Genomic DNA, 20,107 nt, shown 5'->3' on the forward strand with positions numbered 1-20,107 from the left:
ATATCAAACAAACCGTCAAGCGTCGACCTTCCCATTTAAAAACCACTTACCATCACCTGATACAATAATAGCCATGCTAGAAACCTTGTTCACTAACCCACTCCTCTTTTTTGTCTGGATTCTCTCGCTCCTAATCGCCATCAGTGTCCACGAAGCCGCACATGCCTACAGCGCCGAATACCTCGGTGACCCCACCCCCAGACTCCAAGGACGTACTACTCTCAATCCCCTAGCCCATCTTGATCCCTTAGGAACCCTTATGCTTCTACTCTTCCGCTTTGGCTGGGGTCGACCGGTTCAGTTTGATCCCTACAATCTCGCCAATCCTCGCCGTGATGCCGCTCTCATCTCTCTGGCCGGACCTGTAAGCAATCTTGTTCTAACTACCATAGCTAGTTTACTCATTCACTTTATTCTTCCTTCCTACTACGCTCCACTTCTTTACCCCTTTGTCTTTCTCAATGTTGGTCTTGCTATCTTCAATCTTATCCCTGTTCATCCCCTCGACGGTGGCAAGATCCTTATCGGCATTCTTCCCCAAGACCTCGCCTATGAATGGCAATCCATTATGAACCGTTACGGCACCATCATCCTAATCCTCCTTATCTTTCCTATCAACGGTGTTTCCCCTGCTATCAGCCTAATTACCCCCGTCATCGACTTTCTCATCAACCTCCTTCTCCCCACCGGTGGGTTAATATGACCAAACCAAACCTCGATTTTGAATCCCAACTCTGGAAACAATATCGCTATATCGCTGGTATAGATGAAGTCGGTCGTGGTGCCTTAGCTGGACCAGTAGTCACTGCAGCTGTTGTGTTACCCACACACTTCTCTTCCCAGCTTCTTCCTAATATTAACGACTCCAAACTCCTTACCTCCAACAAACGACTACAACTGGCCCAACTTATTTCTCAACACGCTATCTATACCTCAATTAACACTACCTCTGTTTCAATCATAAATCGTCTTGGTATTAACAAGGCCATCTTTATCTCCATGAGAAAAAGTCTTAAACAACTGCCCCATTGCGATCATGTCTTAGTCGATGGCTACCGCATTCCTCATCTTCCCCGTCTTTCTAACCACCAAACACCAATTATTAAAGGAGACTCCATCAGCATCTCGATTGCAGCCGCCTCCATCCTAGCCAAAGTCTATCGCGATCATCTTATGGATCAGCTCCATCTTCAAATCCCCCACTATTTCTGGAATCAAAACAAGGGTTACGGGACAACTAAACACGCCCAAGCTTTACAACAATACGGCCCCACTCAATACCACCGCCACCTATTTATTCGAAAAATCTTTAAACCTCAAAACCCTTAAATCTGCTCTTTCCTACGAGTCACAATCGTCATCACCACCACACCCACTAGTAACAACAAGAAACCAATTCCCACAATTCTTCCCACCGTGGCCAAGAACTTAGCCACTCCGCTTTTCTCACCCTCATCCTCAATTACTACCTCAGTTGTAGCTTTCTTCTCAGTCGGGCTTGGAGTCAAGCTCACCAAAGGACCTGAATCAATTTTATTTTCCTCCCCCTCCAAGGGTACCGCCTGCCAATCTCCCTTAACCACCACGAACTCACTCGGTTTTCTAGCAGTCGATTTCTCCTCAGCTGTCACCATCAAGCTCACAAATTTCTTCGACACTGACGCCTCAATCTTGCCATACTTCACCTCACCAATTCTCACACTTTCTCCCTCATCATTAATTGCCCACAATACATAACGATTTAACTCGGCTGAGTAAGGTGTCATCAACTCTCTACAAGTTCCATTCACCTTATATCTCCCCGATCCAAAAACACTCAAGGCATAACAACTTGCACCCGAGTCATTAACAGAATCAAGTTTAAACACGCCCTCACTTGCCACCACTTCACTAACCGACAAACCTAGCCACAATATACCTGCCAATATTGACACCAATATTCCTTTTTTCATGGCCATAAGTATACCATATTAGTCCGATAGTATAAAGCTGGCTGTCTTAATAATCCTTCATTTGCCTTTATACGTAAATTTAGGCTATATTAAAATCATGCCCGACCAACCCGATCCCCACAGCCTTAATCTACCACCTGGTTTTGGTGACACAGACTCCGACACGCCATCCAGTTCTTCGGATGATACCCCACCAACTCCTTCATCCAATCAAGACGCAGACAAATCATCAAAATCAGATCAAGACAAAAATACCTCCAACCCCCCTACTTTCTCTACATCCTCATATCCACCACCTCCACCTCCACCCCCACCGGCATCCTCAACCCCATCCTCGTCTCCTACCTCAACCCCACCCGCTAATCCAACCCCAACACCACCTACTCCACCATCTTTATCTCGAGATGAGAGCTCAACCCCCAATCGACCCAGCCTCATTGGATCCTACTCACCTCCTACTGATCTTAAAGCCAATCCTGACCCAGTCTCTGATCACCTTAAGCCAGCCTCAACAAACAATCTTCATCCCAAACCTGTATCTAGCCTTTTTATCCTAGCTCTTGCCGGCATTGCCATCCTCACCATCGCCCTCTCCGCCTTTCTCTACCTTCAAAACAACGCCCTTAAAAAGCAAGTTAACATTCTTCAGTCAACAGAAGCGGGTAGACAACTTTCTCCCACCGATCAAGACTCACCCCCTGAAAACGATCAAACACCAGAAACTCAACCCACAGAATCATCTACTACCGAACCAGTCACCCTCTCATCTGCCTTCACTAACTTAGCCAAAGTTATCGACATCGCCCGCCAAAAATACTCTACCGCCCAGCTTCTAATGATTACCACCGACAATCTATTAACCCTTGAAAACAACGTCTATCGTTACTGGTTCCGCCAGGCCCCTGATGCCAAAAGCTACTTCTATATCCAATACTCACAAAACGAAGATCCCCAGCTAGTTATCAACGCCATCATTAATCCTGATAATAATATTCCTGACCTTATTCCACTCTTTGAACAAAACCAACTCGGAGTTTCCGATATAGATGCCCACGCCATTGCTTGGTCCAAGGCTATCTCACCCACTATCACAAATCTTACCCCATCATCTGTCAAAGCCAAATTCATCCGCGCTATTCCCAGCAACACCACCACAACTGAGACCACCAACATCTGGCAACTCACCTACTCATTTCCGCAGCAGGCCAATCAAAAAGACATCGTTGTTCAGATCGACTCCACCACTCAAGAAGTCCTTTACTCCACCCTTTAACTCTTATTCTCCAAACATTCAAATTTGAGCCGAGACAGGGAATCGAACCCTGGACCCCGATCTTACCATGATCGTGCTCTACCGACTGAGCTATCTCGGCCAATTACTATGTTAAAAGTAGAATCATATCTCTACTGTGCTGGGGGAGGGATTCGAACCCCCGTAGGCTTAAGCCAGCGGATTTACAGTCCGCCCCCGTTGACCGCTTGGGTACCCCAGCATGCCCTTCAATTTTAACATGTTACAAGCACAAAATGTTAAAATTAATAGGCCTAAGCCGGCATAGCTCAGCAGGTAGAGCAACGCTTTTGTAAAGCGAAGGTCAGAGGTTCGATTCCTCTTGCCGGCTCCAAAAAGTAATAGACACCACAAATCAACTCTTACAACAAAGTTATAATAAATCTAGTAATGAACACACTTATATCCGGCACAATCGCGGGCCTCATTTTCGGAGTTGTTGACGTTTTGTTAATGGTTCCACTTCCCATAAGGGATAAGCCGGTTGCGATGCTTGGCTCCTTTATAAATCGCTTTGCAATCGGTTTCCTTATCGCCACCACCAACATCCCTCTACCACCCTGGCTTAAGGGTGCATCAATTGGATTGCTTCTCAGTCTACCTGATGCGATTATCACCAAAACATACCTTCCCATCATCGGAGTGGGGACTACAGGTGGACTAATTATTGGTAGCCTGCTTGGCGCGCTTAACTAAATATCAAAATTCACAAAACTTCACACCCAAAACATTTTCCCGATGGATCGGACTATAAAGTCAATTAAGCCACACAACTCAACACGTTATAACTATGAACAACTCACAATATTTACAGTGTCAACCACAACTATCTACTCCAACCCATCGCCATCACATTAACCGCCTCCCATAGGTTTGCAACCACTCTTACTCCATCGGGCAACTCAACCTCACCAACAGGGACACTCTTGGCATTTATCCAAAATATATTCTCACCAGGAACCCCTGCCTCAACAGCGGTTAAGACATCAGATCTTAAGCTATCACCCACAACCACCACCTCGTTTGGGCCAACACCCAAACTACTAAGCACACTCCCACACTCCTTTGGCTTATCAACATCTACCGCATACACCCCACCACTAAAAACCCGCTCCAACCCTAGATGCATCATCATCTTCCTTCCAGTCCAATCTGTGTCAGCGTGAGTCCAGGCTGCCACCCGAATACCCCTCAAGCCCTTCAAAACAGGCCAACTCATCTCCGCCTCAGCATAAAGTGGCAAGAAGTCATCAAATATCTCCAGTATTGAACCATATGCCATTGCCAACGCCATCTTATCCTCCAGCCCATACCTTCTATACAAATCAGCCACCGCAGCTGGCATAATCAAAGGATTAACCTCCATCACCGACCGTCTCGCCAATATCGCTGACAGCAAATCATCAAACACCTGCTCAGTCTCCTTACCAGCCATCGGCGCAAATACTTGGGCTACCTCACTCATCCTTCTCTCATATACCTCACTAGTCCTAAACCAAACATCATCCAAGTCAGTGATCACCACCCCTGCACTACCCAACTGCTTCTCCAGGCTTTGCTCCAAGCCTAAACTCAAACCTTCCACCTTTATCAAACCCTCGGTTTTCATTCCCATAATTTACCAGAAAAAGGCATCCTTGTCTCCATGATCCACCCCAAACTAAAAAACTTACTCAAGCCTATATATCCCTACTCACCCAAAACTATCCTCGCAATTATCTCACCATCATCTTCCAACTCACCAGATATTGTGGCAATCTCCAGTTCATCCAACACATCGTCCATTAGTACCTCAATCTTGTCCTCATAACCAGACCTAACATACAACTCATTACCCGGTACCGTCTCAGCATTACCCACACTAATCTCTTCATAACCCAACCCCTCAAAAGCAACCATAGTCTCCGCCGCCAATCCAGCCACCCCAGATCCATTCAATATCTCCAAGCTTATCTCATTTCTCTCAAGCTGCTCAGTCTCAGTAACCTCAATCTCATCCTCTACTACGGGCTCTTGAACTGTCTGCTCCTCACTTTCCATCTGATTTGCCGCCAACTCCTGTCTTCTCATCCATTCGCTTCGAACATACATCATCCAACCAGTTACTGACAAGATTAGTAAAGCAATCACAGCAATCATCAACATCCCCGAACCATTCTTCCCACTATCACTCACTCCACTCATAGCAGACCCATTACTACCAGACATACCTACCACCTCACCGATAGGGGAGGTGTCCTCTTCTACTCCTTCATCCTTAGTCTTCTCATCATCTGCATTATCCTCATCCTTAACTACTTCCACCACCAACCTTCTTCCAGTCTCAAGTTCTTTTGTATCAGATTCCTTATCTTTCTTCATATATGACTAGATTAGCACACACCGCCTGCCATAACCACTTTATCGTCTCCATCCCTATCGTATTTATTTTTCCAACGACAAATATAAATATCCCATACAAATATATACACACCAATCACACATAATACTCGTAATTAATACCAAAGTATCTATATTCAAGCAAATACAACTTGCCTATTTTCTATTATCAACCCAAATAACTACAATGATAAAAACCTAGAATAATATATTCACGATCCCTAAAAACTACCCAATCAAGCAATAAAATATTAATTATCTGCACGTCCCAAGCAGGGGAGAAAGCGTACATACCATCATCTAACATCCCTCATCCCCAAATAATCAATTATTAAATCATCATCAACATCAAACCGGCAGCAAGATCTCCCGATAAAATAGCCACAAAAACCTATAATATGAAAGTCTGCCACCTATTAAAATCACAAATACAGCTAAAAAAATAGCAAACAACCTATATAATTCCAACCGAAACTTGACAAACTATCAACCAAAGCCAGATCTAATCTGATTAATCACACAAACAACATAACCATCACTCAATCATATATACAAACATTAACCAACAACTCAACTCAATCATAATCACAAAACTTTTTTAATTTACTGCCTTTCTACACGAGTAAACATAAGTTGTTCAAAATCCCGCCCAATATTCAAAAATCGAATTCTCATTCACTACAGCTATTCATCAACCAACTCACATCCGCGATTCAATAATCAAAAACCCAGGTCAACTCCCCTTATCTATCATCAAATCCCCAACTCCAGGCACAAAAACAGCAGATATTTGAGGCTGAAAACGCTTCTAGTGGCCCTAGAAACCTCTCTCATAAGAAACTCGAATATCAGGAAGGTCATTATTCCATACAAGATTGCAGTTTTCCCTCGTTTGTTATCTTCGTAACTCGAACCACCTTTATATTATGTCGCACAATGTTGTAAACCACTTATTGTCAGAAACAAATGTCCACTATCAACTAATACATCACCGACTCTTCATCAACTATTGCCGTCTTAACCCAATCTAGGTTTACAATTAACACCTCCTTCCACCTACCCCAGCTCTACCAAGGCCCGTTATCTTAAGAAAATATTAATATACTCATTTATTTAATAATCACCTCTTAATCAAGACAAACATCACGGAGCCTACATCCACTAACTAGAGAAAAACCTCACTCTCTGCTAAAATACCAACATGGCCAAAAAAGGACCCCGACAACTAGCAGGTTTGCGATGTTCTGAATGCAAGAATTTCAACTACATCTCTGAACGCAACCGCACCAACACTCCAGACAAAATCGAACTCAAGAAGTACTGTCCTCGTTGTCGTAAACACACCACCCACAAAGAAGTCTCCAAACTAAAGTAAATTCATCCTCAAGACATTTTCACCCTTGTTAAGATACAATATAGACCTTAGTTAGGCCCGTAGTGAAACGGCATCACAACTCTCTCCAAAAGAGTTATTCCAGGTTCGAATCCTGGCGGGCCTGCCCCAATACCTCTTCCCGAACTAATCTATCCCAAAACACCTCAAAACCCTATAATCTTGAATTATCTCCCTCTTTTGAGTAAAATATTACTCGCACACTTTTGTGCCAGTTCTAAAAGGAGAACATTATGTACCTTTTGCGGCGCAATGAATTTGCCGACCTCCAACCTGGCGAGGAACTCCTCATCCAGGCTGGATGCCCCACCGCCAACGGACCCCTGGCTGAAAACAAAACAGTGGTCGTAGCCGCTGTTGACGGCTTCTCCTTCCTCACCACCGAAGGAGATGGGTTCGGGGCCTGTCATTCTGAGGGTTTTGTCCTCAAGACCGGCAACACTCAGGAAGTCGCCTTGAGCGACAAAGCTCGTCAAATCCTGGACGAACTCGGCCTCTAACCTTTCCCCTTCCCTATTCACTGGCTACCAGCCACAAAACTGGTGGCCAGTTTTTTATATACACCCACCCCTTTTCTAACCTATAATCTTGACTTTCGTGCCTAAATTTGATACAATTCCCCTATCGCATTTTTAACAGAAAGACGAAGACACGTGTCGCCTTCCACCCAATATCCCGTATACGAAGTAACTAAGTTTTATATCGACAAAGATGATAACGAACATCTTGTCGGTGAAATCATCGTCGCAGTAACTTCTGACCAAGAGCAAAAACTAACGGGGCTTGAGGTCAAGGATTTTGTTCGATTCATTGGTTGGTCAAGACCAGGTCTGTAGCAAAAAGAGCAAGAACAGAAAGGAGTACAAAACAATGGAGATATACGAGGTGGAAGAAACAAACAAAGTGGGGGGCGTGCTGATCGTCATCATGATCATCAGTGGTCTCTTCACCTGTTCGTGTGGCCTCCTGGCCGCACTCCTTCTCTAAAGCTCTCTGTCCCTGCTTAGGCAGCGTTTCCTTAAACCAAGGGCGCTGCCTTTTTTGGTCTGGTATAACATAAGGTATGGTAAGTCACCCCCACACACCCAAGATACCCAAGTTTCCAGCGCTTAAAACCAAAGCTCTCGCCTGGCCAAAAAACTCAGCTGGACACCACCTCACTACCAAGGTTCCTCTAGCCACCAGTCAACAGACTCTATCCTCAATCCGATCATATCTCACCGACCACATTGATCAGTTTGACACCATCAACTACGTCTACATCATCACTGGTAGCCATCGACTTGTTGGCATTCTTTCTATTCGAGAACTTCTAAAACACCCTCCCGAAACCAAGGTCTCTTCGATCATGACTAAATCAAATCTTCTCACTGCCAGGCCCGATACTCTCCCCAACCAACTTGCTCATCAAGCCATCAAAAACAGCATTAAAGCTGTCCCCGTCATTGATCAACATCGCACCCTCATCGGTGTCGTTCCCTCAGACCGTATCCAAACCATTCTTCAGCACGAAACTCAACAAAAATTGCTTAACCTGGCTGGTGTCTTACCTCAAGACATCTCCCATCTCTCTACGCTCGAAACCCCTCTTCTTAAATCCTTTATCTCCAGACTACCCTGGATCCTAGTTGGCCTGCTTGGTGGTCTCTTTGTCGCTCAAGTCATCAACTTCTTCTCCCCCACTTTAGAGCAAAACTTGATTCTTGCCGCTTTTATACCCCTAGTCGCTTACCTTGCCAACGCAGTTGGCACCCAGACCCAAACACTCTTCATTCGTGACCTCATCTTGAACCACCAACTCAACTTTACTACCTACCTCCTCCGCCAAACCCTCATCTCCACCCTTATTGGCCTAACCTGCTTTGCCAGCATTACCCTCATCACTACCCTATTCTGGTCAGCCCCATTTCTAGGAACCATCATCGGCATCTCGGTATTCACCTCAATTCTCATCGCCTCGTACTCTGCGCTGATCATCCCTCATCTAATCTCCCGACTTAACCATGACCCTGCCCTAGGCTCAGGGCCCTTTGCTACCATTATTCAAGACTTACTCAGTGTTATCGTCTACTTCCTCATCGCCAACCTTTTTCTTGCCAAGTAGGTATAATCGAGGGTACTAAAAAATGAAGCAACCAAACATCGTTACTTTTGGCGGCGGCACTGGCTCCCCTGTTATCATCAAAAGTCTGATTGAAGCTGGCTTTACCAACATCAAAGCCATCTCCTCCGCCACTGACTCCGGTGGCAAGACTGGTTCTATCCGCTCCGATGAGCGAGACCGTGTTATTGCCGTCTGCGACCTATTACGCAACCTACTTGCCCTTATTCCCAATCATCGCCACACCAAACAACTTACTACCTTCACTGATCTCTTCTCCTACACCGATGGACGCAACCGCAATCTAGGTTACACCATCTACTATGCTCTACTAGAAAAGTACAACAATGACTTTTTAAGTGTTCAAAAACATTTAGAACAACTTCTCTCCATCCGTTTTGCAGGTACCGCCATTCCCGTTACCTTATCCCCCGCCAATCTCCACTTCACTACTAACTCAGGTAAGCTTTTCTATGGCGAACACGAACTGGATCGTCAAAGTATGTCCAAAGACTCAGTCAAAAGCATCTGGCTTAAACCATCTGTTCCAGCTACCCCTCTAGCCCTTGAAGCAATCAGCTCAGCCGACTATCTTATCTACTCTCCCGGCAGCCTCTATGGTTCCATCATTGCCAATTTCCTCCCCACTGGCATTATCAAAGCTCTTCAGCAATCCTCTGCCCACAAAATCCTTATCACCAATCTTGTCTCCACCCGCAACGAAACCCACCGCTTCACTCCTCTAGATTACCTCCACCTCTTCCGTCTCTATACTCGCCTAGACCAACCTTTTGACACCATCATCACCCCATATCTCTCCACCAAAGAATTCAACCACCGTTATCCAAACATTGCTCACAGCTACGCCCAAGAACACTCTCACTTCCTAGGCTGGACCAAAGCTCAATCTAACAAACTCCCTTCCTCTATTCATGTCATCTCCGCCAACCACTTCTCCATCACCCAAAAATACTCACGCCTCCGTCACGATCCTCAAAAACTCGGGCAAATCCTCAGAAAAATCATCTCTAATCACTAAGACAGTTCCAAAAAGCCCCACATCAGCGGTCGAAGCAGGCGTTTTTCCCGGTAGGAAACCAGGTGGGGTGAGCTGTCTGGGTCTCGCCGAAGCTGAACAACAGAACACGTCTCCCCTTTACAAAAAGCTTGTGCAGGAAAAAATCCTGCTCACTACTTCGCTTTTGTAGGGCTAAATTTATTATACCAACATCAAACAATACCCCCAACCTACCACTCCACCCTTGATCCCTCACCCAAAAACATACCCAATGCCCCATTCTGACTAACTGACTTAACCAACGTGTTATTTCCCAAAATACTGTTATCAATCACTTTTGGCATATTATCCAACTCAACCCCCTCCATTAAGACCGAGTTCTCTACCCGACAGCCAACAATCTTACTTCCATGATAGATACTTGTATATGGTCCAATAAAACTATCCTTAACCACCACTCCATCACCAATTCTCACCGGACCCCTAATCACCGAGTTAATCACCCTGCTCCTCTTTCCAATCTCCACCCTTCCTTCAACCCTTGAGTCCTTATCCACCTTACCCAGAATCTTCCTCTCAGCTAATCTATCAAGCAGATACTGATTACTCTCCAGCCAATCACCAAACTTACCCGGATCTAACCACATACCTCCATATTTTCTCACCTCAATTCTTAACCCCTTATCAATCATCCACTGATACAAGTCCGGGATTTCATACTCACCCCTTGCCGACGGTCTGAGTCTATTTCTTCCTCGAAAAGCTCCAAAAGCGCTATCACTCAAGAAATACAATCCCGGCACTGCCATCTTGTGTGGCGGTTTCTTAGGCTTCTCCACGTACTTAAGCAATCTCCCCTTCTTATCAAAATACGGCACCCCCATTCTTACATTCTCTTCATGTTCTACCATCGTCACCATTCCTTCCATATCACCTTTATCAAAACTCTCTACCAAATCATCGATACCATCTACGAAAATATTATCTCCTAAGTGAAATACAAACCGACTTCCTTTCAAAAAATCTTCCGCTACCTCCACAATATTAGCCAGCCCCTTAGGTTCAGGTTGCAAAATATACCAAAACTTAGCTCCCCACTTTCTTCCATCACCCAACACCTCTTTTGCATACTCAAGCTGACCAGGATTATATGTAATCCCAATCTCCTTTATACCCGCTTTAATCAAAGTCATGATCGGATACTCCACCAACATCTTGTTTGCCACCGGAATAAAATGCTTATTCACACTATACGTCACCGGCCTCATTCTTGTCCCTCGTCCTCCTATCGGCACCAGTCCCTTCATACTCACTCAACCATTGTATACCAAACCAGCAACTCCTCGTGTTAAAATATCCACCATGGCCCCTTCATCATCAAACTCAAAAAACACTGGTCTACTTGCCTTTTTACGCTCTGTTAAGGTAGAATTAGACCTCGTCAAATGGCCTGACCGCCAAGAGACAATTAGGCTCACTACTATTGTCGTAGTCGCCAGCCTAATCGTCGCCATATACATAGGCGGCCTTGATTATATATTTACTCAACTAGTCACTCTCATAGTCACTCGTTAATATGGCAACCAAAAAGTCTTCCACCATTAAAAAAATCAAAAAGGTAAAAAAGACCAAAAAGTCTAAACTCACTAAGGCCAATCCCCACCACCTCATTATCTCCAAGACCGAGAACCCCAAAGCCCACTGGTATGTCATTCACACCTACGCCGCTCACGAACTTAAAACCGCCAAGACTCTGGAACAAAAAGTCTTGACCTTAGGTCTTGATAACTATATCAAAGAGATCCTCATTCCCACTCAAGAAAAAATCAAGATCAATAAGGGTAAAAAATCCACCATCCAAGAAAAAATCTTCCCCGGCTATCTCCTTATTCGCATGGAGGTCAATGACGACTCCTGGCTAGCTGTTCGTACCACCCAAGGCATCACTGGCTTTGTCGGTACCGGTTCACAACCCACTCGCCTTCCCCAAGAAGAAGTTGATGCCATCAAAAAATTCATCTCTCAGGAGACTCCCAAATTCCAAGCCTCCTTCTCACTAGGCGAAGCCATCAAAATCGTCGAGGGTCCATTTGCAGACATGCTTGGTACCGTCAACAAGATTGACGAGGACAAAGGTAAGGTCACCGTTCTTGTCTCCATCTTCGGTCGCGAAACTCCAGTCGAACTCGATTTTCTCCAAGTCTCCAAGATCTAAGTCTCTTTTTTCCCTCACCTTTCTTTCCCTTACTCTACTCCCTCTTGATCTCTGCGGCCAAAACCCCTACTCTTTAACTATGAACTCCAAAACTCTGCTAGCCGCTCTGCCACTAGCTCTAATCACCGGCGCCTTAGCCAGTGCCATTATCTTCTTCCCCGACTCCAAAGACATCAGACCCCGTGCCTCAGACCCAGCCACTTTCAACCCTTCCCCCACCCTAACTCCAACCACTACTCCAGATTCACCCACAGCTCAACCAGAAATAGTCTGTAGCGACCTATACTCTCCCGTCTGTGGATCCGACAATCTCACCTACGACTCAGCTTGTGAAGCCCAACTTGCCGGCGTTCAAGTCATCTCCGACTCTCCTTGTCCACAAACCAACTAACTTCTTGACATTCTCCAAAAAATCCATACAATCTAAAACCAAGTTCGCTCCCCTGGACGAACAATCGCGCACATGACGGGGCACCTTTCCGCTTCCCCCCCACCAGGTGCCATCGCACACGCCAGCCGCTTAAGCTTTTTACTTCTTAATGCTGGCCCTACCAACCCGGGTGGTTCATCAACACTTCTCTACCAACACCACCCGGGTCTCTTTTTTCTATAAAACCTTTACCTCTTTCCCACTCACCTTCTCCAGAAACGGCTTCACCTCTCTTCTATGTCTCTCTTTCTCCCTTTCCTTCTCATCCACTTGACCGGCCTCAATCCCTCCGGCCCTCAACTCACCAGAACCACCAAACACAAAAAATGACCCCTTTCTAATAATTAAAAAGCCCACGTCCGCAAAGTCCATATCTCGAATCTCTTCTCGAGTCTTTCCCAACAACTCAGAATCACCCTTCACAATATCCCAATGTCTATAGTTTTCCGTACCTAAGCGCATCCTAGCCCCACTTTCATCTCTGATTAACACAAACTTCAATACTCTAACTCCATCCGGAAAATCAAAACCTTGATCATTCTCATTTATCACAAATACTCGGCCTAGCCTCTCAAACTCCCCTCTATCTTCAATATTTTCCATGCCGTCTAATTTACCACATCAACACCAACGCCCATACTTTTTATGATATAATTCCCTCACCACACAGTTGTGTGGGAGCGTTTGCCTACAAGCGCGAAATCTGACAGCAACGACGAAAACTTCTCATAAACCTAATCGTCTAGTAATAATTTCCCCTTGTAGTCTTTACGTGTATTAGCTAAACAAATCATGGCTGCTAAAAAAGTAAAAACCATTCTTAAACTCAATCTCCAAGCCGGAGCTGCCACTCCAGCCCCCCCTACCGGACCAGCTCTAGGACAACACGGTGTCCCTATCATGGACTTCGTTAATCAATACAACGAAGCCACCAAAGATCTAAGAGGCCAGGTCGTCCCCGCCGTTGTCACTATCTATGAGGACCGCACCTTCACCTTTGTCACCAAGTTAGCTCCTGTTGCCGACCTGATCAAACAAACTCTAAAACTTAAAAAAGGCGCCGCCAATGTCAAAAAAGACACCGCCGGTACTCTCTCTCAAGCTCAACTAAAAGAAATCGCCGAGAAAAAACTTCAAGACCTTAACACCACCGATGTTGAGGCTGCCATGAAGATCGTCTCCGGCACTGCTCGCTCCATGGGCGTCAAAATCAGTAAATAAACAAGAATATGGGTAAAAAGAAAATTGTCCAACTAGACGATACTCAGTCCACTCCTGAAAAGAAAGCCAAAAAGGAAATGTTTCGCTGGGAACAAGCCTACACCGACCTTAAAGACAAAACAGCCGACATCCTTCGCCAAGCTCGTCTTAAACCAGAACAAATTGCTTCCATGGCTGATGGTGAACTCTTAAGTCTTGAGGGTGTTGGACCAGCTGCCCTAGAAGAAATCAGATCCAAATATCCAGCTACCCTAGCTCAAACCAAACCAGAAACTCAATCCAAAGAGGCTAAGGAGGTTAAAACCAAAACCAAAGAATCCACGCCAAAAGAAACTAAATCTACTACCCAACATCCCAAGACCCGACACCCTCGCAATACCATTGGCCGATCTAACATCTACAAATCCCAGAAGGCGAAACTAAAAGTCGACATCTATCCCCTCTCCACCGCAGTCAAGATGCTTCGCGAAGTCTCCTACTCGATCCACAAAACCGTCGAACTCCATCTTAACGTCAAAGAAACTGGCATCAGAGGCGAGGTCTCTCTTCCTCACTCAATCGGCAAAGAAACTCGCGTCGCTATTTTTACTCCAGAGCTAGGCGACAAGATCAAGTCCGGCAAAATCGACTTTGATATCCTTCTGGCCAAACCCGCTGACATGCCCTTAATTGCCCCCCTCGCCCGCGTTCTTGGACCCAAAGGCCTCATGCCCAACCCCAAGAGCAACACCATCATCAATGATCCTGAAAAACGCAAACAAGAACTCGAAGCCAGCGCTCTACTCACCTATCGCACCGAGGCCAAAGCTCCTATCATTCACTTAAGTATCGGTAATCTTGACCAGAAAGACAAAGAACTAACTGAAAACATCAAAACCATCATCGACGCCATCGGCATCAGCAAAATCACCTCCGCCTACATCAAGTCAACCATGAGCCCTTCTCTAAAGATAAGTCTCTCCTCTCTCTAACCAACCTTATTTTTCCCCAGTCTTGACAAGTATTCAGTCATCCACTACTCTCAATGCATGGAACAAAAAAAGCCAAGTTTATCGAAAGACCAGGTTAATGCAATGATAGAAAGAATAAAATCAGGAGAAAAACCATCACTTCGAGATCAAGACGAAGCTGTAGGCCGACAACGACAAGCCGCAGAAAAAGCAAAACAGGAAGTAGAAAAAACCATCAATAAATCTCTCAAAGATAGAGGTATCGGTCCAAGGGATAAACAGATCACAATTGGCGGCCAAGAGGTAGACACGTCAAAAGTTCCTGGTTCTTCCGCAAATCTAGAATGGAATAAAGAATAATCTGCAACCTGATTAAGAACAGACAGTTCCCTTTATCGCTAACATATGATACAATCACCCTTACCTGAGATCGCAGGCAATCATTAAGCCCTGCGTAGGAAAAAACAGCCCAAACAATTCGTATATCTTAAAAGGGCTCACAGTTTCTCGCTCTCAGGCGAGTTTTTTTATACCAATTTATTTTATTAAATCTACTCTATGCCTAGCCTCAAAAACCAACAACAGCTTGATCAGCTTCAACAAGCTCTCTCTCAATCAAAAGCCGCCATTCTTGTCGATTACGCCGGCATGTCTGTTCACAACATCAACCAGTTAAGAGCTCAAGTCAAATCAACTGGCGGTCACTTTAACGTGGTCAAAAACAGTCTCTTAGCTCTTGCCCTCAAGGACAGACTCAATGACCTGTCAGAAGACGCTCTTAAGGCCTTAGAAGGCCCCACCGCCCTCCTTCTTAGCTCAGCTGATGATCCTGTTTCCCCTGCTAAGGCTCTTGCCAAGTTCATATCCAACAATGACCTACCCAGCATTAAGATTGGCGTACTTGACAACAAAATCCTTTCCATCTCCGAAGTTGAAAATCTAGCCAAACTTCCTGGTCGAGAAGAACTCTTAGGCCAGCTAGTAGCTCAGCTCAACGCCCCCATCTATGGATTTGCTCAAGTTCTTAGAGCCAATCTCCAAAACCTAGTTTTTGCTCTTAATGCTGTCAAGCTTCAGAAAGAAGCTGCTGCATAACCAAATCAAATTAACAATTAGCTAATCACTCACATGGCAGAAGAAACTAACAAAAAACTTGATGAGATCATTGCTGCAGTCGAGAAACTCTCTGTTCTCGAGCTAGCCGACCTCGTCAAAGCTCTTGAAGAGAAATTTGGCGTTAGCGCAGCCCCTGTTGCTGTTGCTGGAGCTGCTGCTCCCGCTGCTGCAGAAGCCGCCGCTGAAGAGAAAAGCGAATACGATGTCGTACTTGCCGATGCCGGTGCTAACAAAATCGCCGTCATTAAAGCTCTTCGTGAAATCAAGACCGATCTTGGTCTGGTTGAAGCCAAGACTCTTGCTGAGTCAGCTCCTAAACCAGTTCTTGAAGGTGCTAAGAAAGAGGATGCCGAAGCCGCTAAAGCCAAGCTTGAAGAAGCCGGTGCTAAAGTCGAGCTTAAGTAAACTTAAACTTAAACTTAAACACAACTTAAAAAACCTCCAGCAATGGGGGTTTTTTATGTTAACTCACCCCCCAACTATTTCCTTTTACAAAAACCCTGATACAATCCACTTTAGTACTTCATTATCAGCCATCTCTTATATATGGCTAATCTTGTATATGGGCAACATCGAACAGCCTGAACCTGATAACCCTGACCCTATCACGGCTATCGAAAACCAATGCCAACTGTATGGCCTAACCGATTTAGAAAGGCTTAAGCTCGCTGACCTCATCGCTTCCCATCTCTACGATCCTGACCCTCCCCCGTTAAATATCAACCAGGCTATTCAAACCATCCTTGATCAACGTGAAGAAACCTCCGAAGAAGACTAATCCTTAATAACCATTAAGCTTCATCTCCCACCCGCTTCTTGAAACCGGTTTTTTTGGATCATAACGATCCATTCTTGACACAATCTCAAGATCACCCGTCCGGTCCAATCCCAATCTCTTTCTTAATGCCTGCTCATATCTCTCAGGAGATTGCCCGTGCACCAAAACAAGCTTCTTACCATTAAAGTTACCTCCTACTAAACCATCCAATATTGCCACCATCTCATCAAAGGTTGCGTGACCCGAAGCATGCAATCCATATCTTTTTTTACCTCCCGTATTTCCCGTTCCATAATTTGGTTGATTTACCACCCTACCCCCCATACCCTTAACCTCAAAATCCATCAAGTGCTTACCCTTTTGTTCACCGACCCATCTAGTATTCTCAGCCAAAAATCTTTTAGCATAACCCTGATAGGGAAAATGGGCCGAGTGCAACACCGATAACCCATTTCCAAACCACCCACCTCCAAACTCATGTCTAAACAATCGATAAGGATCAATCACCACTAACCACTCCTGACCTTCCCTGGACAATCTTTCCAGGTCAACCACTCCCATACCACCTCCCATCGCAATCTCAAACAAATTCCTCTGAAACCTCCTCGGCGCCGTTACTTGAGGCCAAACTAGCTCATCTTCACTCTCATCTGGCATCAAGGTTGGCCACCACAAAGCCGCTTCACTTCCCAAAGCTGGCAGCCAGAAATCAAAACCGTCTACTCCTAAAGGCGCCAACATCTCCCGATCCGCCCTCATCTGCTCTACCAACTCAGCATGAGCCGGACCAATTGCCACCTTTCTTCCCACCGCTTCCGCTACCTCACCAATCGACTGCAATCTCTCCAGATGATTTGCTGGAGCCACAACTACCACCGTATCCCTCCCCGCTTCCCTGATTCGATCAAGTAGTGTATCTCTCACCATCTGCTCAGTTACTCCCGACGAGGGTTTAGCCGCATCCTCCAGATTGGTTGTCTCCATCACAATCACAGGATACTCACCTGCCAATCTATTTACCGTCTTCTCTGTCCAATTTCCCGGCTTAACATCTCCCGTATACAACATTAACCCCTTCCCCTCTTCATCCCTGACACCCACCATTGCCATCCCAGTCATACTGTGATTCGCTAAACTAAACTCAACCGCCAAGCCCTCACCAATTCTCACCCGCTGGCCTGACCAATAGGTTGGATAGGCATCTCGATACTCCCGCCTATATGCTGCACCATCTTTATCCTGAGTCACCAAACTTACATACTCGTACCTGTTAGTCCAACTCTTTCCTCTTCTGGTCATTGCTCTCAGGTGTGCCATTGTCTCAGCTGTTCCCCACATCACCACTCTCCGATCCAGAAAAGGCACATCACCCACATGATCCACATGGGCGTGAGATATGGCCAAGTTACTCACGATCTGCTCTCTCTCACCATACCACCATCGTTCATCCTGCTCGGCCAACTCATATATTCTTCTTGCATTACCCTCACCTACCAATCTCTCTACGTCTTTAAAATCAACCCTCCGCTTTATCTCAGCTCTTAAAAAACTGCTAACCGCATTGTTTGAATCCATATGAAGTATCGCTGGATACTTTCGTATTGACGCCAGAATATACTCAGTATCATATGCACCTAACACCATTGGCAGCTCCCCAGTCTCCAGTTGCCTACGTAGTCCAATACTCGTTGGTGCTTTAGCCGTCAACTCCCGTAAGGCCGGCGTTGCCGCCTCAAAACTAGTCCCCCAGTCAATCATATTCACCACCCTATCTCCACCATTATCGACCACCACCGCCATTTTCTGTCCTCCAATCTCCGGAAACGGCCTCCATACATGCAGCCCGACTGATCTTCCTCCATTTGTTGCACCATAACCATACTCATGTCGCTGCCGCAACGAAGCAAAACCATTCGCCTCACCGTCAGCAAAAATCGAACCTCTTTCCCTCCATCGATCAAACAACTCTCTCGTCAAATACAACAAATGGCTGTCTGGCCCACCAGTACGATAATTAAGGTCGTACCTGATCCTCTCCACATGACTTTTCATCTCTTTCGCATCCCACTCATCCGGTACAATCACAATTCCAGACACTCTATTCAAGGCCAAGAATCCTTCCTCATCCCTTTTCTTTCTCCCCAAATTTAGACCCAACAAACGATCTATAGTGGCAACCTTTCTCTCTCCCACTGGTCCTCTCTCCAAAAACACCACATCCACTCCAGCAAACTCTCTACCTGTACTTGGCAACGAATATCCCATCCTGGCCAACTCACCAGGCTCCAGGTTACTCTTCCCTAAATACAAAAATCTTATTACCTCCTCAGTGCTCAAATCAGACCCCACTACAGCCGAATCTACCTCAGACCACATACCCAGCTTCCGCCAAATTGACAACTGACCCTCACTCACCACCGGCACCTCCAAACTCTCTTCACCCAACCGCCTTCTCCAGTATCTCGCCAAGTTCCTAGCTCGCTCATACGCCTCTCTCTTACTCTCCCCTGTTCTTCTCACCACCAATCCGGGTACCAACACCCCCTCAGACAACACCTTCTCTTCTAGTATCTCACCCTTAAGCTCAGCCACCCTCACATGATGCATCACCACCCCCACCACATCACCCTGTGCATTCACAAACGCCCTATCTATCTTCCCCTTACTTGGTAAATCAATATGTGCCACTCCTCGCTCTACAAATACTTGTGCATTTGCTACCAACAAATCATCAGCCGCGGCAGCAAACCTAGCCGCATATGCCCAATCCGTTCTTCCCAAACCACTATACTCCAACGCCTTAGCTCCTAACATATCATGCCAACCCTCAGCCTTAACTTGAGCGTAGAAACCAATCCAGTTCTGTAAATCCTCCATGGTCAAAATCACCACTCTTGCCCCCTGACTCATCAAAGGGCCCAATTCCTCATCCTCTCTTAACGATTGCTCCACTTCTTCATACGGCACCTCCACTGGCCGAAACACTACTCCCACCGAATTTGGTCTAGCGAATACATTCACCCCTAAAAACTCATGGTTTTCTCTCACCTCGGGCACAAATCCAATATCCAGCACCTTCGCTCCTTCTGGACTTCTAACCCAAGTAGCCCCAGCTTTCTTTAAACCATTACAAAACAGCTCCTGTTCCACTACCACTTCAAACAATCTCCAACAACTCTCCATCTCCTCACGCCATTCCTCACCACCCAAATACTCATCATATATATCTTTCCCTGTTTCCATCCTCAACATCCTAAAACAGC

23 protein-coding genes and 4 tRNA genes are annotated in these 20,107 nt (G+C 45.7%); 19 read left to right on the forward strand and 8 right to left on the reverse strand.

The annotated features are described in order from the left end of the window. Positions 1-73: 73 nt before the first annotated feature. Positions 74-703 carry a site-2 protease family protein gene (locus MICH65_RS04040; protein WP_161932127.1) on the forward strand — a complete coding sequence of 210 codons (630 nt, stop codon included), beginning with the start codon at positions 74-76 and terminating at the stop codon, positions 701-703. Then, positions 700-1,329 (forward strand): ribonuclease HII, encoded by a 630-nt coding sequence (locus MICH65_RS04045; RefSeq protein WP_161932128.1) that lies wholly within the window; start codon positions 700-702, stop codon positions 1,327-1,329. The genes MICH65_RS04040 and MICH65_RS04045 overlap by 4 nt, the downstream gene beginning before the upstream one ends. On the opposite strand, the gene MICH65_RS04050 is transcribed toward MICH65_RS04045, so the two are convergent. Further along, the gene (locus tag MICH65_RS04050) at positions 1,326-1,952 is read right to left on the reverse strand and encodes a hypothetical protein (protein ID WP_161932129.1); all 627 of its coding nucleotides are present in this window, start codon (positions 1,950-1,952) and stop codon (positions 1,326-1,328) included. The genes MICH65_RS04045 and MICH65_RS04050 overlap by 4 nt on opposite strands. Before the next feature lie 97 nt (positions 1,953-2,049). Between MICH65_RS04050 and MICH65_RS04055 the strand changes: the two genes are divergently transcribed. Continuing rightward, positions 2,050-3,225, forward strand: a complete 1,176-nt coding sequence (locus tag MICH65_RS04055) for a hypothetical protein (protein WP_161932130.1) — start codon at positions 2,050-2,052, stop codon at positions 3,223-3,225. A gap of 27 nt (positions 3,226-3,252) precedes the next feature. Here the strand turns inward: MICH65_RS04055 and MICH65_RS04060 are convergent. Both MICH65_RS04060 and MICH65_RS04065 read right to left on the reverse strand, forming a co-directional pair. Continuing rightward, a tRNA-Thr gene (locus MICH65_RS04060) sits at positions 3,253-3,325 on the reverse strand. 37 nt (positions 3,326-3,362) lie between these two features. Continuing rightward, positions 3,363-3,445: transfer RNA gene (locus MICH65_RS04065), tRNA-Tyr, on the reverse strand. A 56-nt stretch (positions 3,446-3,501) separates the two neighbouring features. On the opposite strand from MICH65_RS04065, the gene MICH65_RS04070 reads away from it, so the two are divergent. Next, positions 3,502-3,577 (forward strand) — tRNA-Thr (locus MICH65_RS04070). Positions 3,578-3,696: 119 nt separating this feature from the next. Continuing rightward, the gene (locus tag MICH65_RS04075; protein WP_236870850.1) at positions 3,697-3,939 is read left to right on the forward strand and encodes a hypothetical protein; all 243 of its coding nucleotides are present in this window, start codon (positions 3,697-3,699) and stop codon (positions 3,937-3,939) included. Between the two features lie 130 nt (positions 3,940-4,069). Here MICH65_RS04075 and MICH65_RS04080 read toward each other — a convergent pair whose 3' ends face one another. Together MICH65_RS04080 and MICH65_RS04085 are read right to left on the reverse strand one after the other, a co-directional pair. Beyond that, positions 4,070-4,858, reverse strand: a complete 789-nt coding sequence (locus MICH65_RS04080) for an HAD family hydrolase (protein WP_161932132.1) — start codon at positions 4,856-4,858, stop codon at positions 4,070-4,072. A gap of 74 nt (positions 4,859-4,932) precedes the next feature. Next, positions 4,933-5,604: a LytR C-terminal domain-containing protein gene (locus tag MICH65_RS04085; RefSeq protein ID WP_161932133.1), complete on the reverse strand. Its 672-nt coding sequence runs from the start codon at positions 5,602-5,604 to the stop codon at positions 4,933-4,935. A 1,219-nt stretch (positions 5,605-6,823) separates the two neighbouring features. Between MICH65_RS04085 and rpmG the strand changes: the two genes are divergently transcribed. The 5 genes from rpmG to MICH65_RS04110 all read left to right on the forward strand — a co-directional run bounded on the left by rpmG (position 6,824) and on the right by MICH65_RS04110 (position 10,155). Then, a complete protein-coding gene (gene rpmG, locus MICH65_RS04090; RefSeq protein WP_161932134.1) occupies positions 6,824-6,997 on the forward strand; it encodes a 50S ribosomal protein L33 in 174 nt (57 codons plus the stop codon). 53 nt (positions 6,998-7,050) lie between these two features. Continuing rightward, positions 7,051-7,121, forward strand: a tRNA-Trp gene (locus MICH65_RS04095). Positions 7,122-7,257: 136 nt separating this feature from the next. Further along, complete coding sequence (locus MICH65_RS04100) at positions 7,258-7,515, forward strand: hypothetical protein (RefSeq protein WP_236870851.1); 258 nt, start codon at positions 7,258-7,260, stop codon at positions 7,513-7,515. A gap of 563 nt (positions 7,516-8,078) precedes the next feature. Next, entirely contained in the window at positions 8,079-9,119 is a 1,041-nt protein-coding gene (locus tag MICH65_RS04105; protein WP_161932136.1) for a magnesium transporter, read from the forward strand. Positions 9,120-9,141: 22 nt separating this feature from the next. Then, a complete protein-coding gene (locus MICH65_RS04110) occupies positions 9,142-10,155 on the forward strand; it encodes a gluconeogenesis factor YvcK family protein (protein ID WP_161932137.1) in 1,014 nt (337 codons plus the stop codon). A gap of 209 nt (positions 10,156-10,364) precedes the next feature. Here MICH65_RS04110 and MICH65_RS04115 read toward each other — a convergent pair whose 3' ends face one another. Beyond that, entirely contained in the window at positions 10,365-11,441 is a 1,077-nt protein-coding gene (locus MICH65_RS04115) for a glucose-1-phosphate thymidylyltransferase (RefSeq protein ID WP_161932138.1), read from the reverse strand. Positions 11,442-11,496: 55 nt separating this feature from the next. Here MICH65_RS04115 and secE point away from each other — a divergent pair, with 55 nt between their 5' ends. The 3 genes from secE (at position 11,497) to MICH65_RS04130 (ending at position 12,740) form a co-directional block, all read left to right on the forward strand. Next, positions 11,497-11,709 (forward strand): preprotein translocase subunit SecE, encoded by a 213-nt coding sequence (gene secE / locus MICH65_RS04120; RefSeq protein ID WP_161932139.1) that lies wholly within the window; start codon positions 11,497-11,499, stop codon positions 11,707-11,709. 1 nt (position 11,710) lies between these two features. Next, entirely contained in the window at positions 11,711-12,349 is a 639-nt protein-coding gene (gene nusG, locus MICH65_RS04125) for a transcription termination/antitermination protein NusG (protein WP_161932140.1), read from the forward strand. 79 nt (positions 12,350-12,428) lie between these two features. Next, the gene (locus tag MICH65_RS04130) at positions 12,429-12,740 is read left to right on the forward strand and encodes a Kazal-type serine protease inhibitor family protein (protein ID WP_161932141.1); all 312 of its coding nucleotides are present in this window, start codon (positions 12,429-12,431) and stop codon (positions 12,738-12,740) included. Positions 12,741-12,956: 216 nt separating this feature from the next. Here the strand turns inward: MICH65_RS04130 and MICH65_RS04135 are convergent, their stop codons facing one another. Beyond that, complete coding sequence (locus tag MICH65_RS04135; protein WP_161932142.1) at positions 12,957-13,382, reverse strand: hypothetical protein; 426 nt, start codon at positions 13,380-13,382, stop codon at positions 12,957-12,959. 189 nt (positions 13,383-13,571) lie between these two features. On the opposite strand from MICH65_RS04135, the gene rplK reads away from it, so the two are divergent. The 6 genes from rplK to MICH65_RS04165 all read left to right on the forward strand — a co-directional run bounded on the left by rplK (position 13,572) and on the right by MICH65_RS04165 (position 16,844). Next, complete coding sequence (gene rplK, locus MICH65_RS04140; RefSeq protein ID WP_161932143.1) at positions 13,572-14,000, forward strand: 50S ribosomal protein L11; 429 nt, start codon at positions 13,572-13,574, stop codon at positions 13,998-14,000. A gap of 8 nt (positions 14,001-14,008) precedes the next feature. Further along, positions 14,009-14,971 (forward strand): hypothetical protein, encoded by a 963-nt coding sequence (locus tag MICH65_RS04145; RefSeq protein ID WP_161932144.1) that lies wholly within the window; start codon positions 14,009-14,011, stop codon positions 14,969-14,971. A gap of 57 nt (positions 14,972-15,028) precedes the next feature. Further along, on the forward strand, positions 15,029-15,310 hold the full coding sequence (locus MICH65_RS04150) for a hypothetical protein (RefSeq protein WP_161932145.1): 282 nt from the start codon (positions 15,029-15,031) through the stop codon (positions 15,308-15,310). A gap of 198 nt (positions 15,311-15,508) precedes the next feature. Further along, positions 15,509-16,045, forward strand: a complete 537-nt coding sequence (gene rplJ, locus MICH65_RS04155) for a 50S ribosomal protein L10 (RefSeq protein WP_161932146.1) — start codon at positions 15,509-15,511, stop codon at positions 16,043-16,045. Positions 16,046-16,078: 33 nt separating this feature from the next. After that, entirely contained in the window at positions 16,079-16,471 is a 393-nt protein-coding gene (gene rplL / locus MICH65_RS04160) for a 50S ribosomal protein L7/L12 (RefSeq protein WP_161932147.1), read from the forward strand. A gap of 157 nt (positions 16,472-16,628) precedes the next feature. Then, positions 16,629-16,844, forward strand: a complete 216-nt coding sequence (locus tag MICH65_RS04165; RefSeq protein WP_161932148.1) for a hypothetical protein — start codon at positions 16,629-16,631, stop codon at positions 16,842-16,844. Between the two features lie 3 nt (positions 16,845-16,847). On the opposite strand, the gene MICH65_RS04170 is transcribed toward MICH65_RS04165, so the two are convergent. Then, positions 16,848-20,087 carry an MBL fold metallo-hydrolase gene (locus MICH65_RS04170; protein WP_161932149.1) on the reverse strand — a complete coding sequence of 1,080 codons (3,240 nt, stop codon included), beginning with the start codon at positions 20,085-20,087 and terminating at the stop codon, positions 16,848-16,850. Positions 20,088-20,107 lie beyond the last annotated feature (20 nt).

Source organism: Candidatus Chazhemtobacterium aquaticus, assembly GCF_009936135.1.
Taxonomy (GTDB): Bacteria; Patescibacteriota; Microgenomatia; order UBA1400; family Chazhemtobacteraceae; genus Chazhemtobacterium; species Chazhemtobacterium aquaticus.

Bases quoted from the DNA above. Each gene is read 5' to 3' on its own strand.
- MICH65_RS04045 (WP_161932128.1), top strand. From the start codon at position 700: ATGACCAAACCAAACCTCGATTTTGAATCCCAACTCTGGAAACAATAT.
- MICH65_RS04110 (WP_161932137.1), top strand. From the start codon at position 9,142: ATGAAGCAACCAAACATCGTTACTTTTGGCGGCGGCACTGGCTCCCCT.
- MICH65_RS04145 (WP_161932144.1), top strand. From the start codon at position 14,009: ATGGGTAAAAAGAAAATTGTCCAACTAGACGATACTCAGTCCACTCCT.
- MICH65_RS04130 (WP_161932141.1), top strand. From the start codon at position 12,429: ATGAACTCCAAAACTCTGCTAGCCGCTCTGCCACTAGCTCTAATCACC.
- MICH65_RS04150 (WP_161932145.1), top strand. From the start codon at position 15,029: ATGGAACAAAAAAAGCCAAGTTTATCGAAAGACCAGGTTAATGCAATG.
- MICH65_RS04050 (WP_161932129.1), bottom strand. From the start codon at position 1,952: ATGAAAAAAGGAATATTGGTGTCAATATTGGCAGGTATATTGTGGCTA.
- MICH65_RS04105 (WP_161932136.1), top strand. From the start codon at position 8,079: ATGGTAAGTCACCCCCACACACCCAAGATACCCAAGTTTCCAGCGCTT.
- MICH65_RS04170 (WP_161932149.1), bottom strand. From the start codon at position 20,087: ATGGAAACAGGGAAAGATATATATGATGAGTATTTGGGTGGTGAGGAA.
- MICH65_RS04055 (WP_161932130.1), top strand. From the start codon at position 2,050: ATGCCCGACCAACCCGATCCCCACAGCCTTAATCTACCACCTGGTTTT.
- rplJ (WP_161932146.1), top strand. From the start codon at position 15,509: ATGCCTAGCCTCAAAAACCAACAACAGCTTGATCAGCTTCAACAAGCT.
- MICH65_RS04085 (WP_161932133.1), bottom strand. From the start codon at position 5,604: ATGAAGAAAGATAAGGAATCTGATACAAAAGAACTTGAGACTGGAAGA.
- rplK (WP_161932143.1), top strand. From the start codon at position 13,572: ATGGCTGCTAAAAAAGTAAAAACCATTCTTAAACTCAATCTCCAAGCC.
- MICH65_RS04080 (WP_161932132.1), bottom strand. From the start codon at position 4,858: ATGGGAATGAAAACCGAGGGTTTGATAAAGGTGGAAGGTTTGAGTTTA.
- nusG (WP_161932140.1), top strand. From the start codon at position 11,711: ATGGCAACCAAAAAGTCTTCCACCATTAAAAAAATCAAAAAGGTAAAA.
- MICH65_RS04115 (WP_161932138.1), bottom strand. From the start codon at position 11,441: ATGAAGGGACTGGTGCCGATAGGAGGACGAGGGACAAGAATGAGGCCG.
- rplL (WP_161932147.1), top strand. From the start codon at position 16,079: ATGGCAGAAGAAACTAACAAAAAACTTGATGAGATCATTGCTGCAGTC.
- MICH65_RS04135 (WP_161932142.1), bottom strand. From the start codon at position 13,382: ATGGAAAATATTGAAGATAGAGGGGAGTTTGAGAGGCTAGGCCGAGTA.
- secE (WP_161932139.1), top strand. From the start codon at position 11,497: ATGGCCCCTTCATCATCAAACTCAAAAAACACTGGTCTACTTGCCTTT.
- rpmG (WP_161932134.1), top strand. From the start codon at position 6,824: ATGGCCAAAAAAGGACCCCGACAACTAGCAGGTTTGCGATGTTCTGAA.
- MICH65_RS04040 (WP_161932127.1), top strand. From the start codon at position 74: ATGCTAGAAACCTTGTTCACTAACCCACTCCTCTTTTTTGTCTGGATT.
- MICH65_RS04165 (WP_161932148.1), top strand. From the start codon at position 16,629: ATGGGCAACATCGAACAGCCTGAACCTGATAACCCTGACCCTATCACG.
- MICH65_RS04075 (WP_236870850.1), top strand. From the start codon at position 3,697: ATGGTTCCACTTCCCATAAGGGATAAGCCGGTTGCGATGCTTGGCTCC.